The 20,738-nt window shown below is 62.9% G+C and carries 18 protein-coding genes; 10 read left to right on the forward strand and 8 right to left on the reverse strand.

Annotated features, from left to right (window positions below; genetic code table 11):
* Positions 1 to 6 precede the first annotated feature (6 nt).
* Both BW975_RS02605 and carA read right to left on the reverse strand, forming a co-directional pair.
* Positions 7 to 1,905 carry a glycosyltransferase gene (locus BW975_RS02605; RefSeq protein WP_092746212.1) on the reverse strand — a complete coding sequence of 633 codons (1,899 nt, stop codon included), beginning with the start codon at positions 1,903 to 1,905 and terminating at the stop codon, positions 7 to 9.
* An 81-nt stretch (positions 1,906 to 1,986) separates the two neighbouring features.
* Positions 1,987 to 3,150, reverse strand: coding sequence for a glutamine-hydrolyzing carbamoyl-phosphate synthase small subunit (carA, locus tag BW975_RS02610; RefSeq protein WP_076530735.1), 1,164 nt, complete (start codon positions 3,148 to 3,150; stop codon positions 1,987 to 1,989).
* Between the two features lie 228 nt (positions 3,151 to 3,378).
* Between carA and BW975_RS02615 the strand changes: the two genes are divergently transcribed.
* A complete protein-coding gene (locus tag BW975_RS02615; RefSeq protein WP_076530736.1) occupies positions 3,379 to 3,846 on the forward strand; it encodes a GatB/YqeY domain-containing protein in 468 nt (155 codons plus the stop codon).
* A 107-nt stretch (positions 3,847 to 3,953) separates the two neighbouring features.
* On the opposite strand, the gene BW975_RS02620 is transcribed toward BW975_RS02615, so the two are convergent.
* The 3 genes from BW975_RS02620 to BW975_RS02630 all read right to left on the reverse strand — a co-directional run bounded on the left by BW975_RS02620 (position 3,954) and on the right by BW975_RS02630 (position 7,058).
* Positions 3,954 to 4,400 (reverse strand): DUF2244 domain-containing protein, encoded by a 447-nt coding sequence (locus tag BW975_RS02620; RefSeq protein WP_244512537.1) that lies wholly within the window; start codon positions 4,398 to 4,400, stop codon positions 3,954 to 3,956.
* 158 nt (positions 4,401 to 4,558) lie between these two features.
* On the reverse strand, positions 4,559 to 5,005 hold the full coding sequence (locus BW975_RS02625) for a GNAT family N-acetyltransferase (RefSeq protein WP_076530739.1): 447 nt from the start codon (positions 5,003 to 5,005) through the stop codon (positions 4,559 to 4,561).
* Between the two features lie 85 nt (positions 5,006 to 5,090).
* The gene (locus BW975_RS02630; RefSeq protein WP_076530741.1) at positions 5,091 to 7,058 is read right to left on the reverse strand and encodes a protein meaA; all 1,968 of its coding nucleotides are present in this window, start codon (positions 7,056 to 7,058) and stop codon (positions 5,091 to 5,093) included.
* A 284-nt stretch (positions 7,059 to 7,342) separates the two neighbouring features.
* Between BW975_RS02630 and BW975_RS02635 the strand changes: the two genes are divergently transcribed.
* From BW975_RS02635 to BW975_RS02655, 5 genes are all read left to right on the forward strand, one after another.
* Entirely contained in the window at positions 7,343 to 8,137 is a 795-nt protein-coding gene (locus BW975_RS02635; RefSeq protein ID WP_076530742.1) for a bestrophin-like domain, read from the forward strand.
* A 56-nt stretch (positions 8,138 to 8,193) separates the two neighbouring features.
* Complete coding sequence (locus BW975_RS02640) at positions 8,194 to 9,585, forward strand: 1-acyl-sn-glycerol-3-phosphate acyltransferase (protein ID WP_076530744.1); 1,392 nt, start codon at positions 8,194 to 8,196, stop codon at positions 9,583 to 9,585.
* 110 nt (positions 9,586 to 9,695) lie between these two features.
* On the forward strand, positions 9,696 to 10,994 hold the full coding sequence (gene ccrA, locus BW975_RS02645; RefSeq protein WP_076533310.1) for a crotonyl-CoA carboxylase/reductase: 1,299 nt from the start codon (positions 9,696 to 9,698) through the stop codon (positions 10,992 to 10,994).
* Between the two features lie 211 nt (positions 10,995 to 11,205).
* Entirely contained in the window at positions 11,206 to 12,198 is a 993-nt protein-coding gene (locus BW975_RS02650; RefSeq protein WP_076533312.1) for a TAXI family TRAP transporter solute-binding subunit, read from the forward strand.
* An 85-nt stretch (positions 12,199 to 12,283) separates the two neighbouring features.
* On the forward strand, positions 12,284 to 14,374 hold the full coding sequence (locus BW975_RS02655) for a TRAP transporter permease (RefSeq protein ID WP_076530746.1): 2,091 nt from the start codon (positions 12,284 to 12,286) through the stop codon (positions 14,372 to 14,374).
* 60 nt (positions 14,375 to 14,434) lie between these two features.
* Here the strand turns inward: BW975_RS02655 and BW975_RS02660 are convergent, their stop codons facing one another.
* Positions 14,435 to 15,301 (reverse strand): branched-chain amino acid aminotransferase, encoded by an 867-nt coding sequence (locus tag BW975_RS02660; protein WP_076530748.1) that lies wholly within the window; start codon positions 15,299 to 15,301, stop codon positions 14,435 to 14,437.
* A 199-nt stretch (positions 15,302 to 15,500) separates the two neighbouring features.
* On the opposite strand from BW975_RS02660, the gene BW975_RS02665 reads away from it, so the two are divergent.
* A complete protein-coding gene (locus tag BW975_RS02665; RefSeq protein ID WP_076530750.1) occupies positions 15,501 to 16,676 on the forward strand; it encodes a tyrosine-type recombinase/integrase in 1,176 nt (391 codons plus the stop codon).
* A 308-nt stretch (positions 16,677 to 16,984) separates the two neighbouring features.
* On the opposite strand, the gene BW975_RS02670 is transcribed toward BW975_RS02665, so the two are convergent.
* Entirely contained in the window at positions 16,985 to 17,158 is a 174-nt protein-coding gene (locus tag BW975_RS02670; protein ID WP_076530752.1) for a ribbon-helix-helix protein, CopG family, read from the reverse strand.
* Between the two features lie 115 nt (positions 17,159 to 17,273).
* Here BW975_RS02670 and BW975_RS02675 point away from each other — a divergent pair, with 115 nt between their 5' ends.
* Positions 17,274 to 17,774, forward strand: coding sequence for a hypothetical protein (locus tag BW975_RS02675; protein WP_076530754.1), 501 nt, complete (start codon positions 17,274 to 17,276; stop codon positions 17,772 to 17,774).
* A gap of 173 nt (positions 17,775 to 17,947) precedes the next feature.
* Here BW975_RS02675 and BW975_RS18010 read toward each other — a convergent pair whose 3' ends face one another.
* Positions 17,948 to 18,094 (reverse strand): hypothetical protein, encoded by a 147-nt coding sequence (locus BW975_RS18010; protein WP_170846559.1) that lies wholly within the window; start codon positions 18,092 to 18,094, stop codon positions 17,948 to 17,950.
* 57 nt (positions 18,095 to 18,151) lie between these two features.
* Here BW975_RS18010 and BW975_RS02680 point away from each other — a divergent pair, with 57 nt between their 5' ends.
* Entirely contained in the window at positions 18,152 to 18,397 is a 246-nt protein-coding gene (locus BW975_RS02680; RefSeq protein ID WP_076530756.1) for a hypothetical protein, read from the forward strand.
* Positions 18,398 to 18,534: 137 nt separating this feature from the next.
* Positions 18,535 to 20,736 (forward strand): AAA family ATPase, encoded by a 2,202-nt coding sequence (locus BW975_RS02685; protein WP_076530758.1) that lies wholly within the window; start codon positions 18,535 to 18,537, stop codon positions 20,734 to 20,736.
* The last annotated feature ends 2 nt before the right edge of the window (positions 20,737 to 20,738 follow it).

Below are 20,738 nucleotides of genomic sequence, written 5' to 3' on the forward strand. Positions count from 1 at the left end.
ACGTGCCTATCCCTCGGCGCTTTCCAGCGAGTGACCGTGTGCCGTCTTGTCCCAGTAGAAGGGCGCGACAATCATCTCGTAAATCGCCTTGAGTGCGGCAATGGTCCCCAGCGGGGTGTAGAGATGCATCAACGGGGCCCAGGGCAATAGGTGCCGATGCCGCTTTCCGGATACGCCCAGCATGTAGAAGCCGATATTCAGAAGCTCGACCGCAAGGAAAAGTTTGCTGAAGAGCAGCAGCCCCTCACGCGGGAGCACGGGGTCCAGGGGATGGGGCAGGCCGAACAGGACCAGCCAAAAGGACCACAGGAAAGGCGCCAGCAGGAATTGTGACAAAGCGGTCAGAAAATGGGCCTGAAACCCCCAGAACCGCCACGCGCCCAGCTGTTGATGCAGCAAGCGGGGCCGCCGCATATGCACCAGATACGTCGTCATATAGCCCTTGAGCCATCGCGAGCGTTGCTTGATCCAAGGCCAGGCACTGCAATTCGCCTCCTCGCCCGTGACGGTGCCGATCACTTCGGTGCGGTAGCCGTGCCGCGCCAGGCGAAACCCCAGATCAGCATCCTCGGTGACGTTATGCGCATCCCAGCCACCAAGCTCTTCCAGCACATCGCGCCTAAAATACAGCGTCGTGCCGCCCAGCGGGATCGCCAAGCCCAGTTTCGCCATCCCAGGCAGCATCACGCGAAACCATGTCGCGTACTCGATGGTAAAGCATCGCGCGAGCCAGTTCTGACGCGGATTGTAATAATCGAGGATGCCTTGCAGGCAGACGACATCCGGCGGCGCGGCGGCAAAGCGGCGCGCGATTTGGGTGATCTGGTCGGGGGCGGGCGCATCCTCGGCGTCAAAGATGCCCACGATGCTTCCCTCGCAGAAATCCAAGGCATAATTCATCGCGCGCGGCTTGGTCCGCGGTTGTCCGTCGGGCACGATCACCGCGCGCATCCAAGGCGGCAACGTGATGCCCGCAACGGTGCTGCGCGTTGTCTCGTCCGTCTCCTCCAGAACCAGGATCACGTCGAGCAGACATTTGGGATAGGTCAGCAGGCTCAACCGCTTGATCAGGGCCTGCGCGATCCGCGTTTCGCGGTAAAGCGGCACGAGGATCGACACTTTGGGAAGCTTTGCATTCGCTGGTAGGGGCGGCTGGAACTCGGCGGGCGCGCCCGCGACGGCGCGTGCGCAGACGGCCGCCATTTTGAACGCCGCCGAAAGGAACAAGGTCACCGTCGCCCATGCCACGAAGAGGCCAAAGATCTGTGCCGGCCACAATGCGCTGGCCAGAATGCACAGTCCGATTATCGACAGCGCGATGGCGCCGCGCCGCATCGGCGAGGCGCGCCAGGTCCGACAGCTTTCACTGGCGGGCGGACGCGCCTCGGCGGCGGCGGTCAGGGCGGTGCGGGCGGCGTCTGCCATAGCATCTTGCAACGCGTGGCGCGGCGCGATCAGCGGCGCGCGCCTGCGCAGGGCATCGGGCAAATCGCCCAGTGCCTCCGCCGCCTCGGGCCGGTCCACCGCGATGCGCAAAACGCCGTCTTCGCCGCGAAGCGCCGCGGCGCCGCTGCGGATCATGCGGCGCGGGTCGATCCCGGGGACGGGTTCTGCGCAATGCGCCAGCTCGTGCGCGCTCGCTTGACGCAGACCCGCGCGGCTGGCCTGCGCGCGCAGGACGGTGCTTTCGTCCAAAAGCCCTTCGGCGCGAAGAATGTCGTCGATAGGTGCGGCGCAATGGCGTCCGACGATCTGGGCCAGTTTGGCGTCCGAGCTCGAAATCGTGCCAGTCCGCACAAGATGGAGGCCCAGCGTGCAAAGCGGTGCGACATCATCGGCGCCCTCGCGCAGACTGGCAGAGGTCCAGGACTGCGTGTCCAGCTGTCGCAGATCCGAGATCGACATATTATACCCTTCGCCAAACGGTCCGGCGACGAGTTTCGTTCATGTCAGTTAACGAAGCGTAAAGATTTACGGGAGAAACCGTTAAGAAACGGGGGCTTTCGCCGCCATCGAGGCTGCGAACCGCTCAAAAAGGTAAAAGCTGTCCTGCGGGCCGGGACTGGCCTCGGGGTGGTGCTGCACCGAAAAGACGGGCCGATTCTTGATTGCGATCCCGCAGTTCGAGCCGTCGAAGAGCGACACATGCGTTTCCTCGACCCCCTCGGGCAACGATTGGCCATCGACGGCAAAGCCGTGGTTCATCGACGTGATCTCGACCTTGCCGGTGGTGTAGTCCTTGACCGGATGGTTCGCGCCGTGATGTCCGTGGCTCATCTTGACCGTCTTGGCGCCCAGCGCCAGCGCCAGCATCTGGTGGCCCAGGCAGATCCCGAAAAGCGGCAGATCCGCCTTCAGCAGCTCTTGAATGACCGGCACGGCATAGGTGCCCGTCGCTGCCGGATCACCCGGCCCGTTCGACAGGAACACGCCATCGGGGTTATGCGCCAGCACCTCTTCGGCGGTGGCGGTGGCCGGCAGGACGGTGACATCGCAGCCCGCCGAGGCAAGGCAGCGCAGGATGTTGCGCTTGGCGCCGTAATCGATCGCCACCACCTTGTGCGGCGCGTTTTCCTGCACCGGATAGCCATCGGGCCAGGCCCAGCGCATCTCGTTCCAGCGGTAGGATTGCGCGCAAGTCACGTCCTTGGCCAGGTCCACGCCTTCCAGCCCGGCAAAGCCGCGCGCCATTTCCACCAGCGCGGCAACGTCGAAATTGCCGTCCGGATCATGGGCCAGCGCGACATGTGGCGCGCCTTGCTGGCGGATTGCGCGTGTCAGGCGGCGGGTGTCGACACCGCCCATCGCGATGCGCCCCCGCTGAGCCAGCCAATGCTGCAAAGTCTGCGTACTGCGCCAGTTCGACGGCGCGGTCGGATCCCATTTGACGACCATGCCCGCGGCCACGGGATCGGCTGTCTCGTCATCCTCGGGGTTGGTGCCCGTGTTGCCGATATGCGGAAAGGTGAAGGTCACGACCTGGCCCGCATAGCTGGGGTCGGTCATAATCTCCTGATAGCCGGTCATCGCGGTGTTGAAGCACAGCTCGGCGACAGTTACGCCGGTCGCGCCAAATCCGCGCCCGTAGAACACCGTGCCATCGGCCAGCGCAAGGCAGGCGGTGGGGCGAGGCTGGGGCGCATCAAGCATGGCGGCTCTCCGGGGATGTGGCTGAAGATATATGAAAGGGGCGCAAAATCTGCGCGAACCTAAGGCTGCGGCACTATAGGGTCAAGAGGTGGCACGCGGACGGCGCCTTGCCTGACGCTGGGGCAGGCCGCTCTGCGGTTGCCTTGGCCCGCCCGATTGGGTAGACCCCGGCGCCTAGCTACTACGCGCCGGCCAGGCCCGCGCGCGTCCCCGCCAAAGGACCGAGCCATGGAAAACACATTGCGCGACCGCGTCAACACCGCCCTGAAACAGGCGATGCGCGACAAGGATGCCCAGCGTCTGGCGACGCTGCGCCTGATCAACGCTGCCATCAAGGATCAGGAAATCGCGGCCCGCGCAACGGGCGGCGAAGTGCAGCTGAGCGACGACGACGTGCTGACCATCCTTGGCAAGATGACAAAGCAACGTCTCGAGTCCGTGCGTGCCTACGAGGAAGGCGGGCGCATAGATCTTGCAGAACGCGAGCAGCAGGAAGTGGCCGTCATCGCCGAGTTTCTGCCCAAGCAGCTCTCGGACGAGGAGGTCGATGCCGCCATCGAGGCCGCCATCGAGGAAACGAACGCCAGTTCGATCCGCGACATGGGCAAGATCATGGGCGTGCTCAAAGCCAAATATACCGGCCAGATGGATTTCGGCGCCGTCGGTCCGCGGATCAAGGACCGCATGACCTCCTGAGGGGCCGCGGCGATCGGACCAATACTGGTCCGATCTGTTTTGGCGCCGCGTCCAGTTTCATCTTGGCAAAAATACTCAGATCCGGCGGCCTGTCAGAGGTCGGTGCGTTACGTATTCGCGCGCGCCAGTTTCAACGCTCCGACCAGCTCGGAAAACAGCGCCTTGCGCTCGTCTTCGGACAGGAACGCGCCCACCTCCACCTCGCGGCCGGCGCCGCGCAGGGTGATGTAATTCTTGACCGGCCCGCCCGAGGGATAGATCTGCGCCTGCGCCCAATAGGCGTTGCAATCCCATTTCTGCACATCGCCCTTCGGATTAGTGCGGGTCAGCAGCACCTCCTGCGCGTCAATCACCAGCGCCTCGTGCATGCGCCCGCTGGCATAGCTGCGCTCCAGCGCCCACCACATCAACACCACCGCCCCCGCCAGAAACGGAAGCAGCCCCCAAAGAACGACCGTCCCGACCAGCGCGAAGAGCGGGAGCGAGAACATCACGCAGGTGATGACCATGAAAAGCGCGAAACCGCGCCGCGGCAGAGACCGATGCGGCCACATATCGAGGCGCCGTGTATCCGTGCCGATAGCGGGAGGAGACCATTCGTAAGGCATAGCCGTAGTTTTAACTCAACACCGCTGCATGAAAAGTGCGCTTGCCGCGATTTTTTGCCGCCCCGGTCGGATCTGGCCGAAGACGCCCGTTCGATACCCCCGGCCTAACGGGCGTATTTGATGAAGGGCGTCAGCACCGCGATCCGGTCATAGAGCCGCCGGGCGGTGGCGTTGAAATCCTGCGTCATCCAATAGACCGACGGGCGCCCGTCGCGATCGGCGGCGGCATAGACCGCCTCGATCAGCTTGCGCCCCACACCCGTGCCGCGGGCCGATGGATCGGCGTAGAGATCCTGCAGATAGCAGACTTCCTCGATCTTCCAGTTATGCGGGTGATAGATGTAATGGACGAGGCCCACGGGTGTCTCGCCCTTCAGGGCCATCAGACCATTCTGGTTCGGATGCTCGTCCGACAGCAGCCGCTGGAAGGTCGTGGCATAGACCTCCTCGGGCACCGAGGTCTCGTAATATTGCAGGTATCCCGTCCAGAGGCGCCGCCACGCGTCCTCGTCCGCGGCCTCGATAGGGCGGGTGGTGATCTGATCGGACATGGGCGGCCTCGCTGATTCTGCTCCGCAGTCAGCCTAGCCGATGGGCGGATCGCTGCCAGTGCCTATCGCGCCCGATATTCTGCGGTTACTCTGCGGCCACCGCGCCGGGATCAACCAGCGCCACGATGTCGCGCATGATGGTATTCAGTTCGAAATCCTTTGGCGTGTAGACGCGCGCGACGCCCATGGCGCGCAGGCGCGCGGCGTCCTCTTCGGGGATGATGCCGCCGACGATGACGGGCACATGGCCCAGCCCGGCGGCGTTCATGCGCATCATCATATCCTCGACCAGCGGGATGTGACTGCCCGACAGGATCGACAGGCCCACCACATGCGCCCCATCCTCCAAGGCTGTCCTGACCAGCTCTTCGGGTGTCAGGCGGATGCCGCGATAGTCGATATCCATGCCGCAGTCCCGCGCGCGGAATGCGATCTGCTCGGCCCCGTTGGAATGTCCATCGAGGCCGGGCTTGCCGACGAGAAACTTGAGCCGTTTGCCCAGCTTGGTCGAGGCGGCGGCGACCGCCTCGCGGATGTCATCGAGGCCTTCGGTCATGTTCGACGGGCTGGCGCTGACGCCGGTGGGGCCGCGGTATTCGCCATGGACGCGGCGCATCTCCTCGGCCCATTCCCCGGTTGTCACCCCCGCGCGGGCGGCGGCGATCGAGGCGGGCATGATGTTGCGCCCTTCGCTGGCCGCGCTGCGCAACTCGGCCAGCGCGGCCGCGACCGCATCTGCATCGCGGGCGGCGCGCCATTCATCGAGGCGTCCAATCTGTTCGGCCTCGACGGCGGGATCGACCGTCATGATGCCGCCATCCTCGGTCTGCAGCGGCGAGGGCTCGCCCGTCGTGAATTTGTTGACGCCGACAACGGTGGTCTCGCCCGCTTCGATCCGGCCCAGCCGCGCGGCATTGCTGCCGACCAGCTGCGATTTCATGTAGTCGATGGCCCCGATGGCGCCGCCCATGCTGTCGAGGCTGGCCAGCTCGCGCCGCGCGCCGTCTTTCAGCGCCTCGACCTTCTTGTCCACCGCGGGGTTGCCGTCGAAGAGGTCGTCGAATTCCAAGAGGTCCGTCTCATAGGCCAGGATCTGCTGCATACGCATCGACCATTGCTGATCCCAGGGGCGCGGCAGGCCCAGTGCCTCGTTCCAGGCGGGCAGCTGCACCGCGCGCGCGCGGGCCTTCTTGGATAGCGTCACGGCCAGCATCTCGATCAGGATGCGATAGACGTTGTTTTCGGGCTGCTGCTCGGTCAAGCCGAGGGAATTGACCTGCACACCATAGCGAAAACGGCGGAACTTGGGATCTTCGACGCCATAACGCTCGGCCAAGATTTCGTCCCAAAGATCGACAAATGCCCGCATCTTGCACATCTCAGTGACAAAGCGGATGCCCGCATTGACGAAGAAGCTGATGCGCCCCGCCAGCACCGGGAAATCCGCCTCGGGCACGCGGGGGCGCAGCTCGTCCAGCACGGCGATGGCGGTGGCGAGGGCGAAGGACAGCTCCTGCTCGGGCGTCGCGCCGGCTTCTTGCAGGTGATAGGAACACACGTTCATCGGGTTCCACTTGGGGATATGCTTGTAGCAATATTCGGCAACGTCCCCGATCATCTTGAGCGAGGGTTTCGGCGGGCAGATATAGGTGCCGCGGCTGAGATATTCCTTGATCAGATCGTTCTGCACGGTGCCTTGCAGGGTGCTTGGGTCCACCCCCTGCTCCTCGGCCACGGCGATATAAAGTGCCAGCAGCCAGGGCGCCGTCGCGTTGATCGTCATCGAGGTGTTCATCTGCTCCAGCGGAATATCCGCGAAAAGCTGGCGCATGTCGCCCAGATGGCAGACGGGAACGCCCACCTTGCCGACCTCACCCCGCGACAGGACGTGATCGCTGTCATAGCCCGTTTGCGTTGGCAGATCGAAGGCGACCGAAAGGCCCGTCTGCCCTTTGGCCAGGTTCGCCCGGTAGAGCGCGTTGGAGGCCGAGGCGGTCGAATGACCCGCATATGTGCGGATCAGCCACGGGCGGTCTGCGGTCGGGTTGGACATGATCGGGCCTCGCGTAGGGGTAACAATGTTGCGCTATGGGGACGTTATGCGAAACTTTGCGCCAATGTCAATTCGCTGCATTGCGGCAATCGCAGATGCAGCATTCTCAGCTGGTGAAGGCAGCAAGCGGCCCCGCGCCGATGCGATGCATCCTTGCCGCGATCACGCATCTTTGCGTCCTCGGCCCCTGTTGTCGCTGGCCCGGCAAGGCATCATGCCCTAAGGAGCGGCGCACACCATTTAACTCCACGGTGCCGGTGGCGCCAGCGCCACAAAGGGCCAACATGACGGGACCACGCGAAGTGCTCTATGATATCCCATCCATCCTGATCGCGCTGGGCCTTCTGGCGCTCATGCTGGTCGCCATGTCACTGTCTTGGTTTCTGGGCCGGCGCAGCAAGCTGAATAAATCCGAAGAGGGCCGTAGCCAGACGACTGCGGTCCAAGGCTCGATGCTGGGCCTGCTGGCCTTGTTGCTGGGCTTTACCTTTTCATTGGGCCTGTCGCGGCACGACACGCGCTCGACCGCCGTGGTGGATGAGGCGAATGCCATCGGCACCGCGTGGTTGCGCACCGATTTCCTGCCGGCGGATATACGGGCAAGCGCCAAGGACGATCTGCGCCGCTACACACGCCTGCGGCTGGAGGCAGCGGAGGTGTCCGCCGATCAGGCCCAGCGCCGCAAGCGCCTTGTCGCCAATGCCGAGGCCGCCTTTGCCGATCTGTGGGAGCAGGCGTCAACGCATGCCGCGACGGCGGGTGGGCCTGCGGCCGTCAGCTATGCCGCCTCGCTCAACGACATGATCGACGCTTTGGGTGCGCGTGATGCTGCGATCGAACGGCACGTACCGGAGGTCGTCCTATTCATGCTGTTCGGCACCTTCGTGCTCTCGGGGGCGATGCTGGGCTTTTCCTCGGGGCTGGCAGGGGCAGCGCCTGCGACGCCGGTTTACCTGATGATGGCGCTTATCGTGCTCCTTGTCTTCATGATCATCGACCTTGACCGCCCCCGCCGCGGCCTGATCGAGGTTGACCAGCGACCCTTGGCCGCAGTTCTGGCCGGAATGCAGCAGAAATAGATGCGCCGCGCCCCATCGATGCTAGGGTGGGGCGCGCAGGAATCCCGGGGGGTTAAGTGACATCGACTGTTGATATGCCGCTCTGGGCGCTTTTGCTGCTCATCGCCTTTGCGGCTGTCACCTTTGCGTCGCACTTTCTGTTTCCATCCGTGCGCTGGTTTTTCCGCCGCCGGCTGGAACGGGCGGTGTCGAAGCTCAACACCCGGCTGAAACGCCCGATCGAGCCCTTCAAGCTCGCCCGGCGTCACGACATGATCCTGCGGTTGATCTATGACCCTGACGTGACACAGGCCATCGTGGACTATGCGGCCAAGCATAAGGTCCGCGAAGACGTCGCCTTCGAGAAGGCGCGCAGCTACGCGCGCGAGATCGTGCCCAGCTTTAGCGCCTTTGCCTATTTCAGCCTGGGCACGCGTCTGGCCAACTGGCTGGCGCGGCTTCTCTATGATGTGCGCACCGGGCCGAAAAACGGCGAGATCATCGACGGGATCGAGCATGACGCGACGCTGATTTTCATCATGAACCACCGCAGCAACATGGATTATGTGCTGGTCACGACGCTGGCGGCGCAATCCTCGGCGCTCAGCTATGCGGTGGGTGAGTGGGCGCGCGTCTGGCCGCTGAGCCGTCTGATCAAGGCGATGGGCGCCTATTTCATCCGGCGCCGGTCGCGCGGGGGGCTCTACCGCACGGTGCTGGCGCGCTACGTTCAGATGGCCACGACGGGCGGCGTGACGCAGGCGATCTTTCCCGAAGGCGGCCTGACCCTGACAGGCGCGGTGCGACCCGCCAAGCTGGGCTTGCTCTCCTACGTGGTCGAAGGCTGGAAGCCCGGCGGGCGCGACGTGGTCTTTGTGCCGGTTGCCATCAACTACGACCGTGTGCTGGAGGACCGCGTCCTGATCGGGGCGGCGATGCGCGGGGACCGCCGCTTTGGCGCCAGCAAGCGATCGGTCACCCGCGCCGCGCTGCGGATCGTCTGGCAGCGGCTGATCGGACGCTTTCAGCGATTTGGCACCGCTGCGGTGGTCTTTGCCGAGCCGGTGCGCCTCAGCGCTTATGGAGAGGCGCCGCGGCTCGAGGATCTGGGCCGAGACCTGATGGGCCGGATCGAGGCGGCGATGCCGATGTTGACCGTGCCGCTGATCTCGCGGGCGCTGCTGCGCGCGCAGGCGCCGATGGATGAGGCGGCTCTGACCGATGCCCTGCAGGCGATGCGGGCGGAGGGCGGTGCGAACCCCGGCCTGATCACAATCGGTGCGGATGACGTGGCGTTGGCCTGCAAGGCGCTGGCCCGGCGCGGTGCGATCCGGCAGGGCGATGCGGGATGGACCGTGACCGAGGAGGGCAAGCCGCTATTGGCCTATTACGCGGCCTCCGTGGCGCATCTGCTGCCCGAGGAAGATGCTGCGCCTGCATCGCATTTTTCTGCACCCGCTGGGTCATAAAGTTACAAAAATATGCCCCGCGGCATTGCATTGTTGCGTCGTGGGCGGTATCCCAAGGTGAGACCGGCGCGATTCTGCGCCGCGGCATGATTTTGACACGGGAGATTCCGATGGCCCTCGATACCGACCCCCGCACCGATTCCGGCGTGGCGCATTATGACGCCCCCGAGAAGGATCTCTACGAGGTCGGCGAAATGCCCCCGATGGGATATGTCCCCAAGCAGATGTATGCCTGGACCATCCGCCGCGAACGGCACGGTGAGCCCGACAAGTCCTTCAAACAGGAAGTCGTGGACGTGCCGACATTGGACAGCAACGAGGTGCTGGTTCTGGTGATGGCCGCAGGCGTGAATTACAACGGCGTCTGGGCGGGCCTTGGCCAGCCGATCAGCCCCTTCGACGTGCACAAGGCGGAGTATCATATCGCGGGCAGCGACGCGGCGGGCATCGTCTGGGCCGTGGGTGACAAGGTGCGCCGCTGGAAAGTCGGCGATGAGGTGGTCATCCACTGCAACCAGGACGATGGCGACGACGAGGAATGCAATGGCGGCGATCCCATGTTCTCGCCCAGCCAGCGCATCTGGGGCTACGAGACGCCGGACGGCTCCTTTGCCCAGTTCACCAACGTGCAGGCGCAACAGCTGATGCCGCGGCCCAAGCATCTGACGTGGGAAGAAAGCGCCTGCTATACCCTGACGCTGGCCACCGCCTATCGCATGCTTTTCGGGCACGAGCCGCATGACCTGAAGCCGGGCCAGAACGTGCTGGTCTGGGGGGCGTCGGGTGGCCTTGGCTCTTACGCGATCCAGCTGATCAATACGGCGGGCGCGAATGCCATCGCGGTCATATCCGAAGAGGACAAACGCCAGTTCGTGATGGACCTTGGCGCCAAGGGCGCGATCAACCGCAAGGATTTCAACTGCTGGGGTCAATTGCCCACAGTCAACACGCCCGAGTATAACGAGTGGCTGAAAGAGGCACGCAAGTTTGGCAAGGCGATCTGGGACATCACCGGCAAGGGCGTCAATGTCGACATGGTATTCGAGCATCCCGGCGAGGCGACATTTCCGGTGTCATCCCTCGTCTGCAAGAAGGGCGGCATGGTCGTGATCTGCGCGGGCACGACCGGCTTCAACTGCACCTTCGACGTGCGCTATATGTGGATGCATCAGAAACGCCTCCAGGGCAGCCATTTTGCCCATCTCAAGCAGGCCAGCGCCGCGAACAACCTTATGGTCGAGCGGCGCCTGGATCCTTGCATGTCCGAGGTCTTCCCCTGGGCTGACATCCCGGCGGCCCATACCAAGATGCTGCGCAACGAGCATAAGCCAGGCAATATGGCCGTGTTGGTGCAATCGCCGCGCACCGGCCTGCGGACGGTTGAGGACGCGCTGGACGCGCGGGGGTAGGACCGCGCCCATTCGTCCGGCCAAGGAGGCCCGCCTGTGCGTCATGACGCAGGCGGGCTTTTCGCATTTTTACGCGGCAGCGCAGCATCTTGGCGGGCCGAACACGCCGCAGTGAACGCATTGCAAAGCCCAGACGGCTGTAGTTAGATCGCGGCTCATGTCTCATAGAGTTCAAGGAGGAACCCTCATGAAATTCGGTTTCACACGCCTCATGCGCGCGGCCACCGTCGGCGTTGCGATGATGGCGGTCGGCACTGTCGCAACTGCGCAAGAGCCCCAGTTTTTCCGCATCGGCACAGGCGGCACGTCCGGCACCTACTATCCCATCGGCGGCCTGATCGCGAACGCGATCTCGAACCCGCCGGGCTCGCGCCCCTGCGACGAAGGCGGCAGCTGCGGCTATCCCGGCCTGATCGCTTCGGCACTGTCGGCCAACGGCTCGGTCGCCAACATCAACGCGATCGCGGGCGGCACACTGGAGTCCGGCTTCTCGCAGTCGGATGTGGCCACATGGGCGCAGACCGGCACGGGCATCTGGGAAGGCCGTGACGCGGTCCACAACCTGCGCGCCATCGCCAACCTCTACCCCGAGACGATCCACCTGGTCGCATCGGCGGATTCGGGCATCTCGTCGGTTTCCGATCTTGCGGGCAAGACTGTCTCGCTGGACGAGCCAGGCTCGGGCACGCTGGTCGATGCGCGCATCATTCTGGGCGCTTATGGCCTCAGCGAGGACGACATCGACGCCGCGTTCCTCAAGCCCGATCAGGCCGCGGACCGCATGCGTGACGGCGCAATGGACGCGTTCTTCTTCGTCGGCGGCTTCCCCGCCGGTGCCATCGCCGAACTGGCCAGCCAGGAAGACATCGTGCTGGTCCCGATCTCGGGCGCCGAGGCCGAGGCCGTGACGGGTGAATACACCTTCTTCGCCGAGAACGTCGTGCCCGGCGGCACCTACGAGGGCGTGGCCGATGACGTCACCACCCTGTCGGTCGGTGCCCAGTGGGTGACCAGCGCCGATCAGCCCGAAGATCTGATCTACGGCATCACCGCCGCCCTTTGGAATGAGAATACCCGCAAGCTGCTGGATTCCGGTCACCAGAAGGGCAAGGAAATCACCGCCGAGACAGCGCTCGACGGTGTGGGCATCCCGCTGCACCCCGGTGCCGAGAAGTTCTACCGTGAAAAAGGCCTGATCGAGTAATCGACGGCTCTTCTCCGGCCCGCACGCCTTTCATAGGGGTGCGGGTCGGCTCTTTTTATACCCCCTACATCGCAGCGAGGCGGCCATGGCCGAGATATCCGAATCAGACCGCGTCAAGGAAATGACCGACGCGGAAATGAAGGCTCTGGAAGAGAAGTACGATCCAGAGGTCCGGTTCAGACCCCTTCTGCCCAGCATGACATGGATCGTCGGCGGCGTCCTCTTTGTGCTGTCCTGCTATCATTTCTACACCTCCGGCTATGGCATCCCGCAGGCCAGCGTGCATCGTGGCACGCATCTGGCCTTTACCCTCGGCCTCATCTTCTTCTCCTTCACCGTTTTCGGCGCGCGCCCCGAGCCGCGCAACACGCTGATGACGCCCATGGGCGTCTCGCTGGCTGATTGGGTGCTGGCCATAGCGGGCATCGTATCGGCGCTTTACGTGCCGTGGGTCTTCAACGATCTGGCGTTCCGCGTGGGCAATCCGCTGTTCATTGACGTCGTCATGGGCACCATCCTGATCGTCGTGCTGATGGAGGCGACGCGCCGCGCGATGGGCTGGCCCCTGCCGGTGATCGCCATCCTCTTCATGGCCTATGCCTATTTCGGCCAGTCCATGCCCGGCGTGCTGACCCATCCCGGCGCCAGTTGGACCAACATCGTCAACCATCTCTACCTGACCAGCCAGGGCATCTACGGCACCGCGCTGGGCGTGATTGCAACCTACGTGTTCCACTTCGTCCTTTTTGGCGTGATGGCCACGCGCATCGGCCTCGGGCAATTGTTCATCGATCTTGCCTCATCCCTCGCGGGCCGGTTCGCGGGGGGCCCGGCCAAGGTGTCGGTCGTCTCCTCGGCCATGCTCGGCTCGATCTCGGGCTCGTCGATCGCCAACACCGTCACCACAGGCTCGCTGACCATCCCGGCGATGATCCGCATCGGCTATCCCCGCCACTTCGCGGCGGCGGTCGAGGCGGCGTCGTCCACCGGCGGTCAGATCACGCCGCCCGTGATGGGCGCGGTCGCCTTCCTGATGATCGAGTATCTGGGCGTCCCGCTGACCACGATCCTCACGGCGGCGCTCGTCCCCGCCTTCATGCACTTTTTCGGCGTGCTGGTGCAGGTCCATCTCGAGGCGCGCCGCCGCGGCCTGCGCGGCCTTTCCAAAGATGAGCTGCCCGTCGCCTGGGCCGTCTTCAAGGCGGGCTGGCTGACCACCCTGCCGCTCTTCGTGCTGGTTGCCACGCTGCTTTCGGGCAAGACGCCCTACCTCGCGGCCTTTTACGGCATCCTGTCCTGCATCCTCGTTCTGATCATTCAGAACCTGGTGCGCCACGGCAGCGACATTATGGGCGCGGCCAAGGCGTCGGCCTCCGAGCTTTGGGACAGTTTCGTGACCGGCGCCAAGTTCTCGCTGTCGGTGACCGCGGCGGCGGCGCTGGTAGGCGTCATCATCGGAGTCGTCACCCTGACCGGCGTCGGCTTCAAGATTGCCTACATGGTCACTTCCGTCGCGGCGGGCTGGGCCGAGAGCGTCTCGGGCGCGCTCAGCGTGCTGCCCTTCGAGGTGATGTCCGTCTCCGCGCTGACGCTGATGTTCACGCTGATCATGACGGCCATCGTCTGCATCCTGATGGGCTGCGGTATCCCCACGACGGCCAACTACCTGATCATGATCGCGGTGGCGGCTCCCATCCTCAGTATGCTGGGGGTGCAGCCGCTGGTCGCGCATTTCTTCGTCTTCTACTACGGGGTCATGGCCGATATCACGCCGCCTGTGGCGCTGGCCGCCTATGCGGCGGCGGGCATCGCGGATTCGAACGCGTTCAAGACGGGCAACACTGCTTTCCGCCTTGGCATGGGCAAGGCGCTGGTGCCGTTTGTCTTCGTCTTCTCGCCATCCTTGCTGATCGTGGTGGACGGGTTCACTTGGTCGCAATTCATCATCGGCGTGACCGGGGCGATGGCTGGCATCTGGATGCTGTCGGCGGCCTTCGCCGATTGGCTGATCGGCCCGATGCGCGCGTACGAGCGCGCGCTTTGCGCCGTGGCCGCCATCCTTCTGGTCGCGCCCAATCTCTATGCGACGCTCGTGGGCCTTGCCCTCATCGCGCCGGTGGTGCTGCGCCAGCTGCCCATGTTGCGCATGAGCCCGGCCGAGCGCGCGGCGCTCTGAAAACGAAAAACGCCGGGCGGATGATCCGCCCGGCGTTTCCTTGGCAAAATACAGGTCAGATCAAAGCGGGCTGCTGGCTGCCCAGTCCCAATACAGCTCGCGCGCCCGGCGCGTCACCGGCCCGATCTGGTAGGACGTGTCGTCAAAAGCTGTCACCGGCGTGACCTTGGCCATGTTGCCGGTCAGGAACACCTCGTCCGCACCGTGGAAGTCGTCAAAGCTCAGCACGGTTTCATGCACTGTGATGCCATCCGCGCGCAGGTTCGCGATATGGCGCGCCCGCGTGATCCCGGCCAGGAAAGTGCCATTGGGCGCAGGCGTGAACACCTCGCCGTCCTTGACCATGAAGGCATTGGCCGTCGCACTCTCGGCGACATTCCCTATGGCATCGGCGCACAGAACATTGCCAAATCCCTTGGCCCGCGCCTCGGCCAGCATGCGCGCGTTGTTGGGATAAAGGCAGGCGGCCTTGGCGTTGACCACCGCATCCTCCATCACCGGGCGGCGGAACCGCGTGCGCGTCAGCGTGGTCGACGCGCCCTCGGGCGGCATCGGCACCTCTTCGAGGCAGATGGCGAACCCGACCGAAGCGCTGTCCGGCACGATCGCCATATAGCCCGTGTCCTGCCCCCAATACATTGGCCGGATATAGACGGCGCTGCCCGGCGCATAGGCCCGCAGGCCTTCACGGATGATCTCCACCATGTCGCTGGCATCAACGGTCGGCTCCAGCATCAGCGCCCGCGCCGAGGCGTTCACCCGCGCGCAATGCAGATCGAGATCGGGCACCACCCCATGCGCCAGCCGCGCTCCGTCAAAGACGGCACTGCCGAGCCACATGCCATGGTCCCCGGCGCGCATGACGGGTGCATCGCCCTCGTGCCATGCGCCCTCGAACCATGTCCGGATATTCGTGCCCGTGCCCATGCCGCGCGCCTCCCTCTTTCATTGTTCGAAAAATACTCCCGCCGGAGGGGTATCCTGCAGCCATGCGGATTCGACCAGTTGGTGTCAGGACGTCTCAGGCTTTTAAACCTGCTTTAATTCCAGTGTGTTACGATTCCCAGCAGGCACCATCTGGGGCCGTAAATGGTTGTTACCTAGTGTTGACGGGAGGGTAGATATTATGCGCGTTGGGAACAAGTTGAAAGCTTTGGCAGTGAAGAGTGCTCCGCCGGGGAAGCACGGTGACGGGAATGGGCTTTGGCTGCTGAAGCGCGAAGACGGCGGGGGCCAGTGGAGCTTTCGCTACAGTCTTTGGGGGCGTCGGAAGGAAATGGGCCTGGGGTCGCTCAAGGAGGTCACGCTTCGTGACGCGCGTGACGCAGCCGAAGACGCGCGCCGCGACCTGCGGGAGGGGCTCGATCCCAAGAAACAACGAAGAATTCGCCTCGGACAAATCCGCCGGGTCAGTGATACGCTCGAAGCTGTCGCGGAAGACGCCTATGAGTCGCACAGGAAGACGTTGAAGCGCGATGACGGCCGCTGGTTCAGTCCGCTCCGAGTGCATGTGCTGCCTAAACTCGGAGAGAGGCCGATCGATCAGATCGATCAGCACGACATCCGCGATGCGCTCGCGCCACTTTGGCATTCGAAGAACGAAACTGCCCGCAAGGCGCTGTCTCGCCTCAAAACCGTCTTCGTTCATGCGCTGGCACTTGGCCTCGACGTCAAACTTCAAACTCTTGAGAACGCGAAAGTGCTCCTTGGCCGTGCCGAGGTCAGCTGTAGCCATATCGAAGCGATGCCTTGGGCGGACGTGCCAGAGTTTTATGGCACGCTCGGCGAGAGCCAAGCCGAATTGGCATTGCGTCTTCTGATCCTGACTGGCGTCCGAAGCGGGTCTGTCCTAAATTTCGACTTCGATCAAATCGAGAGCGGTGACTGGGTGATCCCCTCAGATCACCTTAAAGGCCGAAAGTCACAGAAGAAGACGTTCACTGTCCCCCTGTCACCCGAAGCTCTTAACGTCCTCGACCTTGTCCGCAAGCATCAGTCCAGCGCCCATGCTTTTTCGAACAGCCGCGGTGGCCGCATCGACAAAATGGCGATGAGGAAACTACTGGTCGAGCGTGGTCTCGCGGCGCGGCCGCACGGGTTCCGGTCATCGCTTCGGACATGGCTCGCGGAGGCGACGGACTGTCCAAATGACGTCGCCGAAGCCATGCTTGCACATGAGACCGGATCTGATGTCGAGCGCGCCTACAAGAGAACCGATTTTCTTGAGAAACGTCGTTCCTGGACCGATCTTTGGTCTAACTTCGTTACGGGGATCGAGGCCAATATCGCCAAGGCGGCCTGACGAGGACTGATCAGGAAGAGTGCAGAGCGGTCCTCCAGCATTAGGGCTCTCCAAACAAGGAGAGCCCTAATGCATTCCAGGTTCTTGAAATTTCCTTTGGCCCACCGCAGCACATGGATTTTCGAAAAATGAAACCTGACCTGCTGGCGACCACCTTTTCAGATTTTCGGGTCACGTTTCCTGAAATTCTCCAGAAAATAATCTCAGCCGAGCCGACTCCCCCCAGATTCTCATGAAATCATCCATCTTTCAGGAAAATTTCCAAGAAATCGGCCTGTGACGACCAACGCCTCCTAATGTGAGGGGCTTCAGCCGCCTTTTTCGTCCATACGCTGCTCCACAAGGCGTCTGATCATCTCCGGTCTCGTCGGCAGATCGTCTTCCGCGCGCCGCAGCGCATCTATCCGCTCGATCATTTTGACGGGCATACGCACAAGAACAGCTTGGGTATCTGTTTTCTCGTCATTTTTCTTAGATATCATGATATTCATCCTTGACGTAGATATATAGATATCGTAATATATAAGCAAGCCAAGGTCGGGCGGCAACCCAACCTTGGCTCTAAATCACAAACCGATCTGAGAAGGAGATCAATTCATGACCTACCAAGCCAATAACACAACCGCCGGGACCACAGAAGAGCCGCAAGACTTCGTCCACAGCCCGGTCTCCCGCGACTTTTCTCGGCTCCTGATCGCGCTTCGCGCGGCTGTCGAGGCCGAGATTGATACCCTCAAATGCGACGTGTTCGATGAGGAGTTCAAAGATCGGGCCTCGCGCGCCGAAAACGCGTGGATGGATGTCATCAATATTGCGCAGAAAATCCTGAGGAATGATGCGATGCGGGCCGAAGATGATGAGCTTCGTCATGTTGCCGCCCACATCAGCATCTCGACATATCTTGAGCATTCCGAAGATTGCCAGGCGTATCAAACACTTGTTCGCGACTATTCTCCGATCTTTCCCTGCAGTGCTGACACCGCGGTCGGAAGGCGCAGCGAACAGATGATCGCGATTGCGCGGGAATGGTTCAAAACACTCGATTGGGCGGTTCTGGGCAGGGATCCGCGGGCTGAGATGCAGGCCGCCGCAATGTGACGGCCACTCGCGCGGTCTAAGGGTCGCTCCTGGCCGCGCGCCGTCATCCTCTGTCTTCATCCATTCAATGGGAGGCCATCATGCCGTTCCAGCCCGAATTTCCCGGATTCTGTTCGATTGCGCGCTCAGCACCCACGCTTTCGAATGCTCTCGAGGCTTATCCCCATGTGTCGTCAAGAACGATCAGTCGATATGCCAAGCGCATCGGCCGCGCCGGTGAGCACCTCGTTGATAGTATACTCACTCGATATGGCGATCACATTCTCGCCGCGCCAGAGGATGAACCCTTCGACCGGCTCGTCAGGCGCGGTGATCGGCATGTCACGATCTAGGTCAAGACCTCGGCGCGCGCTGTCGACGGGTTCTATAAATTCTCGATGAAGCGCGGCTATAGCGGATCGCCCAAGGGCATCCGATCATATGGAGCAGGCGACTACGACATTGCCGCGCTCGTCGCTTTGCCGGAGAACGTCGTCTTCTTTTCAGCGGACCGGCGGGAGTCGTATCGCATAAGTCTCGACCAGATTGCAGGTCTGCGCGCGCATCCACGGGCGAGCTACCTTTGCGCGCTTGAAGAGATCGGGCTTCTCGAGCCCGGCATGTCTGAAGGCGCGCCCCCCTGAGCCGGGATTATCAGCCTTCTGAGCAGGTCGACCGGCGCCTCGCCTCTCGGGGCGGCGCCGCATCAGCTGCCTTCACTCGAAATCCCATCGGATCCGGTTTCCGGACCCGCCGTCCCCCTATTCCTGAAAGACACCTAATGACCCAATCAAACACCGAACCTAAGTGGCAACCGCTTGCCCAGCAGGCTCTGGAGCGCCTGCGCAGCCTGCCGGGCGGACCACGGCAGACCGAGGAGGATGATCCGTTCACCGAGCACGCTCTCCTGCTCGATGAAGAGCCGTTGCCGGAGGCGAAAGCCAAGCGGCGGGTCATCGCGAAGACCAGTCAAACGGATCAGGCTGGCAAATCCAAAAAGCGCATTCCGAAGCCGCGGCCGCACCCGCGAACGCAGCCGCGTGATCTCACCCTACTTTTCCGCCTCTGTGCGACGTTTGGAACGCAATCCGACGTCGACAAGCTGCTGAACGCCGGCGCGCTGACATTGATCGAGGTCGGCGATGCGTCGATGAGTGCAATTCTCGAGCTCTTCGAGACTGCGCTTTTCGACCGAGAGGTGACGTTCGGGTCAGATACATACCTGCCGAAAGGCGCTCCAGGATCGACCCTCGTCGCACTCACATTGACGGAGCCGGAATATCGCAGAGACACCCGCGACCAGAGAAGCAAGATCATTGCTGCGCTGGAGTCACCACATCCAGTTCTTTTGCTCGCACCAAGCTTTGACCAGGTGCCGAGAGACATTCTGAACTGCCTGCCGCCCCCGCAGCGCCTTGCACCTGCCTCGCGGGATATTCTCTTGGCACTCACAAGACAGGTCTATTCACCATCCGCCTCCGAGGCGCGAAAGGTTCAACAGATGCTGCCCGATCCGGCGTCTGATCTCTCATGGCCGCGCCTGGCAGCCGCCTTGCGCGAACGGACTGCCGCATCATTCGCGGCGAAGCTGGTCTCTTTGACCACCCAAGATTCAAGAGACGGCCCGACTCTCGCAGACATCGAGGGCTTTGGGGCCGCGGAAGACGCGGCACAGCAAATGGTGTCCGACCTCCAGGACTGGCGTGCTGGTGATCTTGCGTGGTCCGAGGTTCAAAGATCCGTTCTGTTCCACGGCGCTCCAGGCACCGGCAAATCTTTCTTGGCTTCGGCTATGGGAAACAGCGCAGGCGTTTCGATGGTCCGCGGGAGCTTCGCCGCGTGGCAGGCCGCTGGCCATCTCGGAGACATGCTGAAGGCGATGCGCGAGACTTTCCAGAATGCGGTGCAAGCGCGACCCTCGATCCTAGTCATCGACGAAGTCGACGCGCTCGGCGATCGCGCAAGCCCGGAAAAGCATAATGCGAACTACACCCATCAAGTCATCAATGGCTTTCTTGAACTCATGGATGGTTTGAAAAATCTTGAGGGGCTCATGGTCGTCGGCACCTGTAACTTCCCTGATCGGATCGACGCTGCGGCGATGAGGCCCGGCCGGTTCGACCTCAAGGTCGAAGTGCCCTTGCCCGGTGCAGCGGCCATCCGCAGGATGCTCCGGGACGGGCTGCCCGAAGCCATTGTCGCGCCGGATCTCGAGCATCTGGTCTCTGCTGCCGCAGGCCGAAGCGCCGCCGAGATCGACGGTGCGCTCCGCGCCGCGCGCACCCGCGCGAGGTCGCAAGACCGAGCCCTTCAGGTAAGCGATCTGCTCACCCAGTTCGGCGCAGAAGCCCGCAATTCGGCGCTGGAATACCGGATCGCGATCCACGAATGTGGGCACGCCATCGTGCATCAGTTTCTGGGTATGGGGCGCGCCAACCGCGTCGCGCTGACGACGACTGGTGGCGGGACATGGGTCAGTTCCCCTCGCACCGAAGGCCTCATCGCAGATTGTGAGAACCAGCTGATCCACTTGCTTGCAGGCCGCGCGGCTGAGCGTGTTGTGCTCGGCGCTCCCACCGCCGGTGCAGGTGGCAGCGAAACATCGGATCTTGCCCAAGCGACCCGGAAGGCCGCGGAGATCGATACGAAGCTCGGGCTTGGCGCCGAAGGCCTTGCGTGGACCGATCTTGATCACAGCCTTTATCTGCATGATCCCGAGAATGCTGCAAGAGTTCGAGACCGCCTCGAGTCGGCCGAAGCGCGGGCGATCTCGATCCTGTCGGCGCATGAGGCCCTATTGAAAAATATGGGGAATGCATTGTTCAAGGCCAGGATGCTGGAAGGCGAAGCGCTTGAATACTGGATGCGAAAAATCGAAGCCGCCAACGACGGCAAGGGAGCTGGCCAAAAGCGACGAATGAGCGGGCCCGCGTTCATGCCGGATAATCCGACCTCAGGTTACCCATCCGGCTCCGGGCCGTGAGG

The sequence above is a fragment of the Roseovarius nanhaiticus genome (genome assembly GCF_900156535.1).
GTDB classification, from domain to species: domain Bacteria; phylum Pseudomonadota; class Alphaproteobacteria; order Rhodobacterales; family Rhodobacteraceae; genus Roseovarius; species Roseovarius nanhaiticus.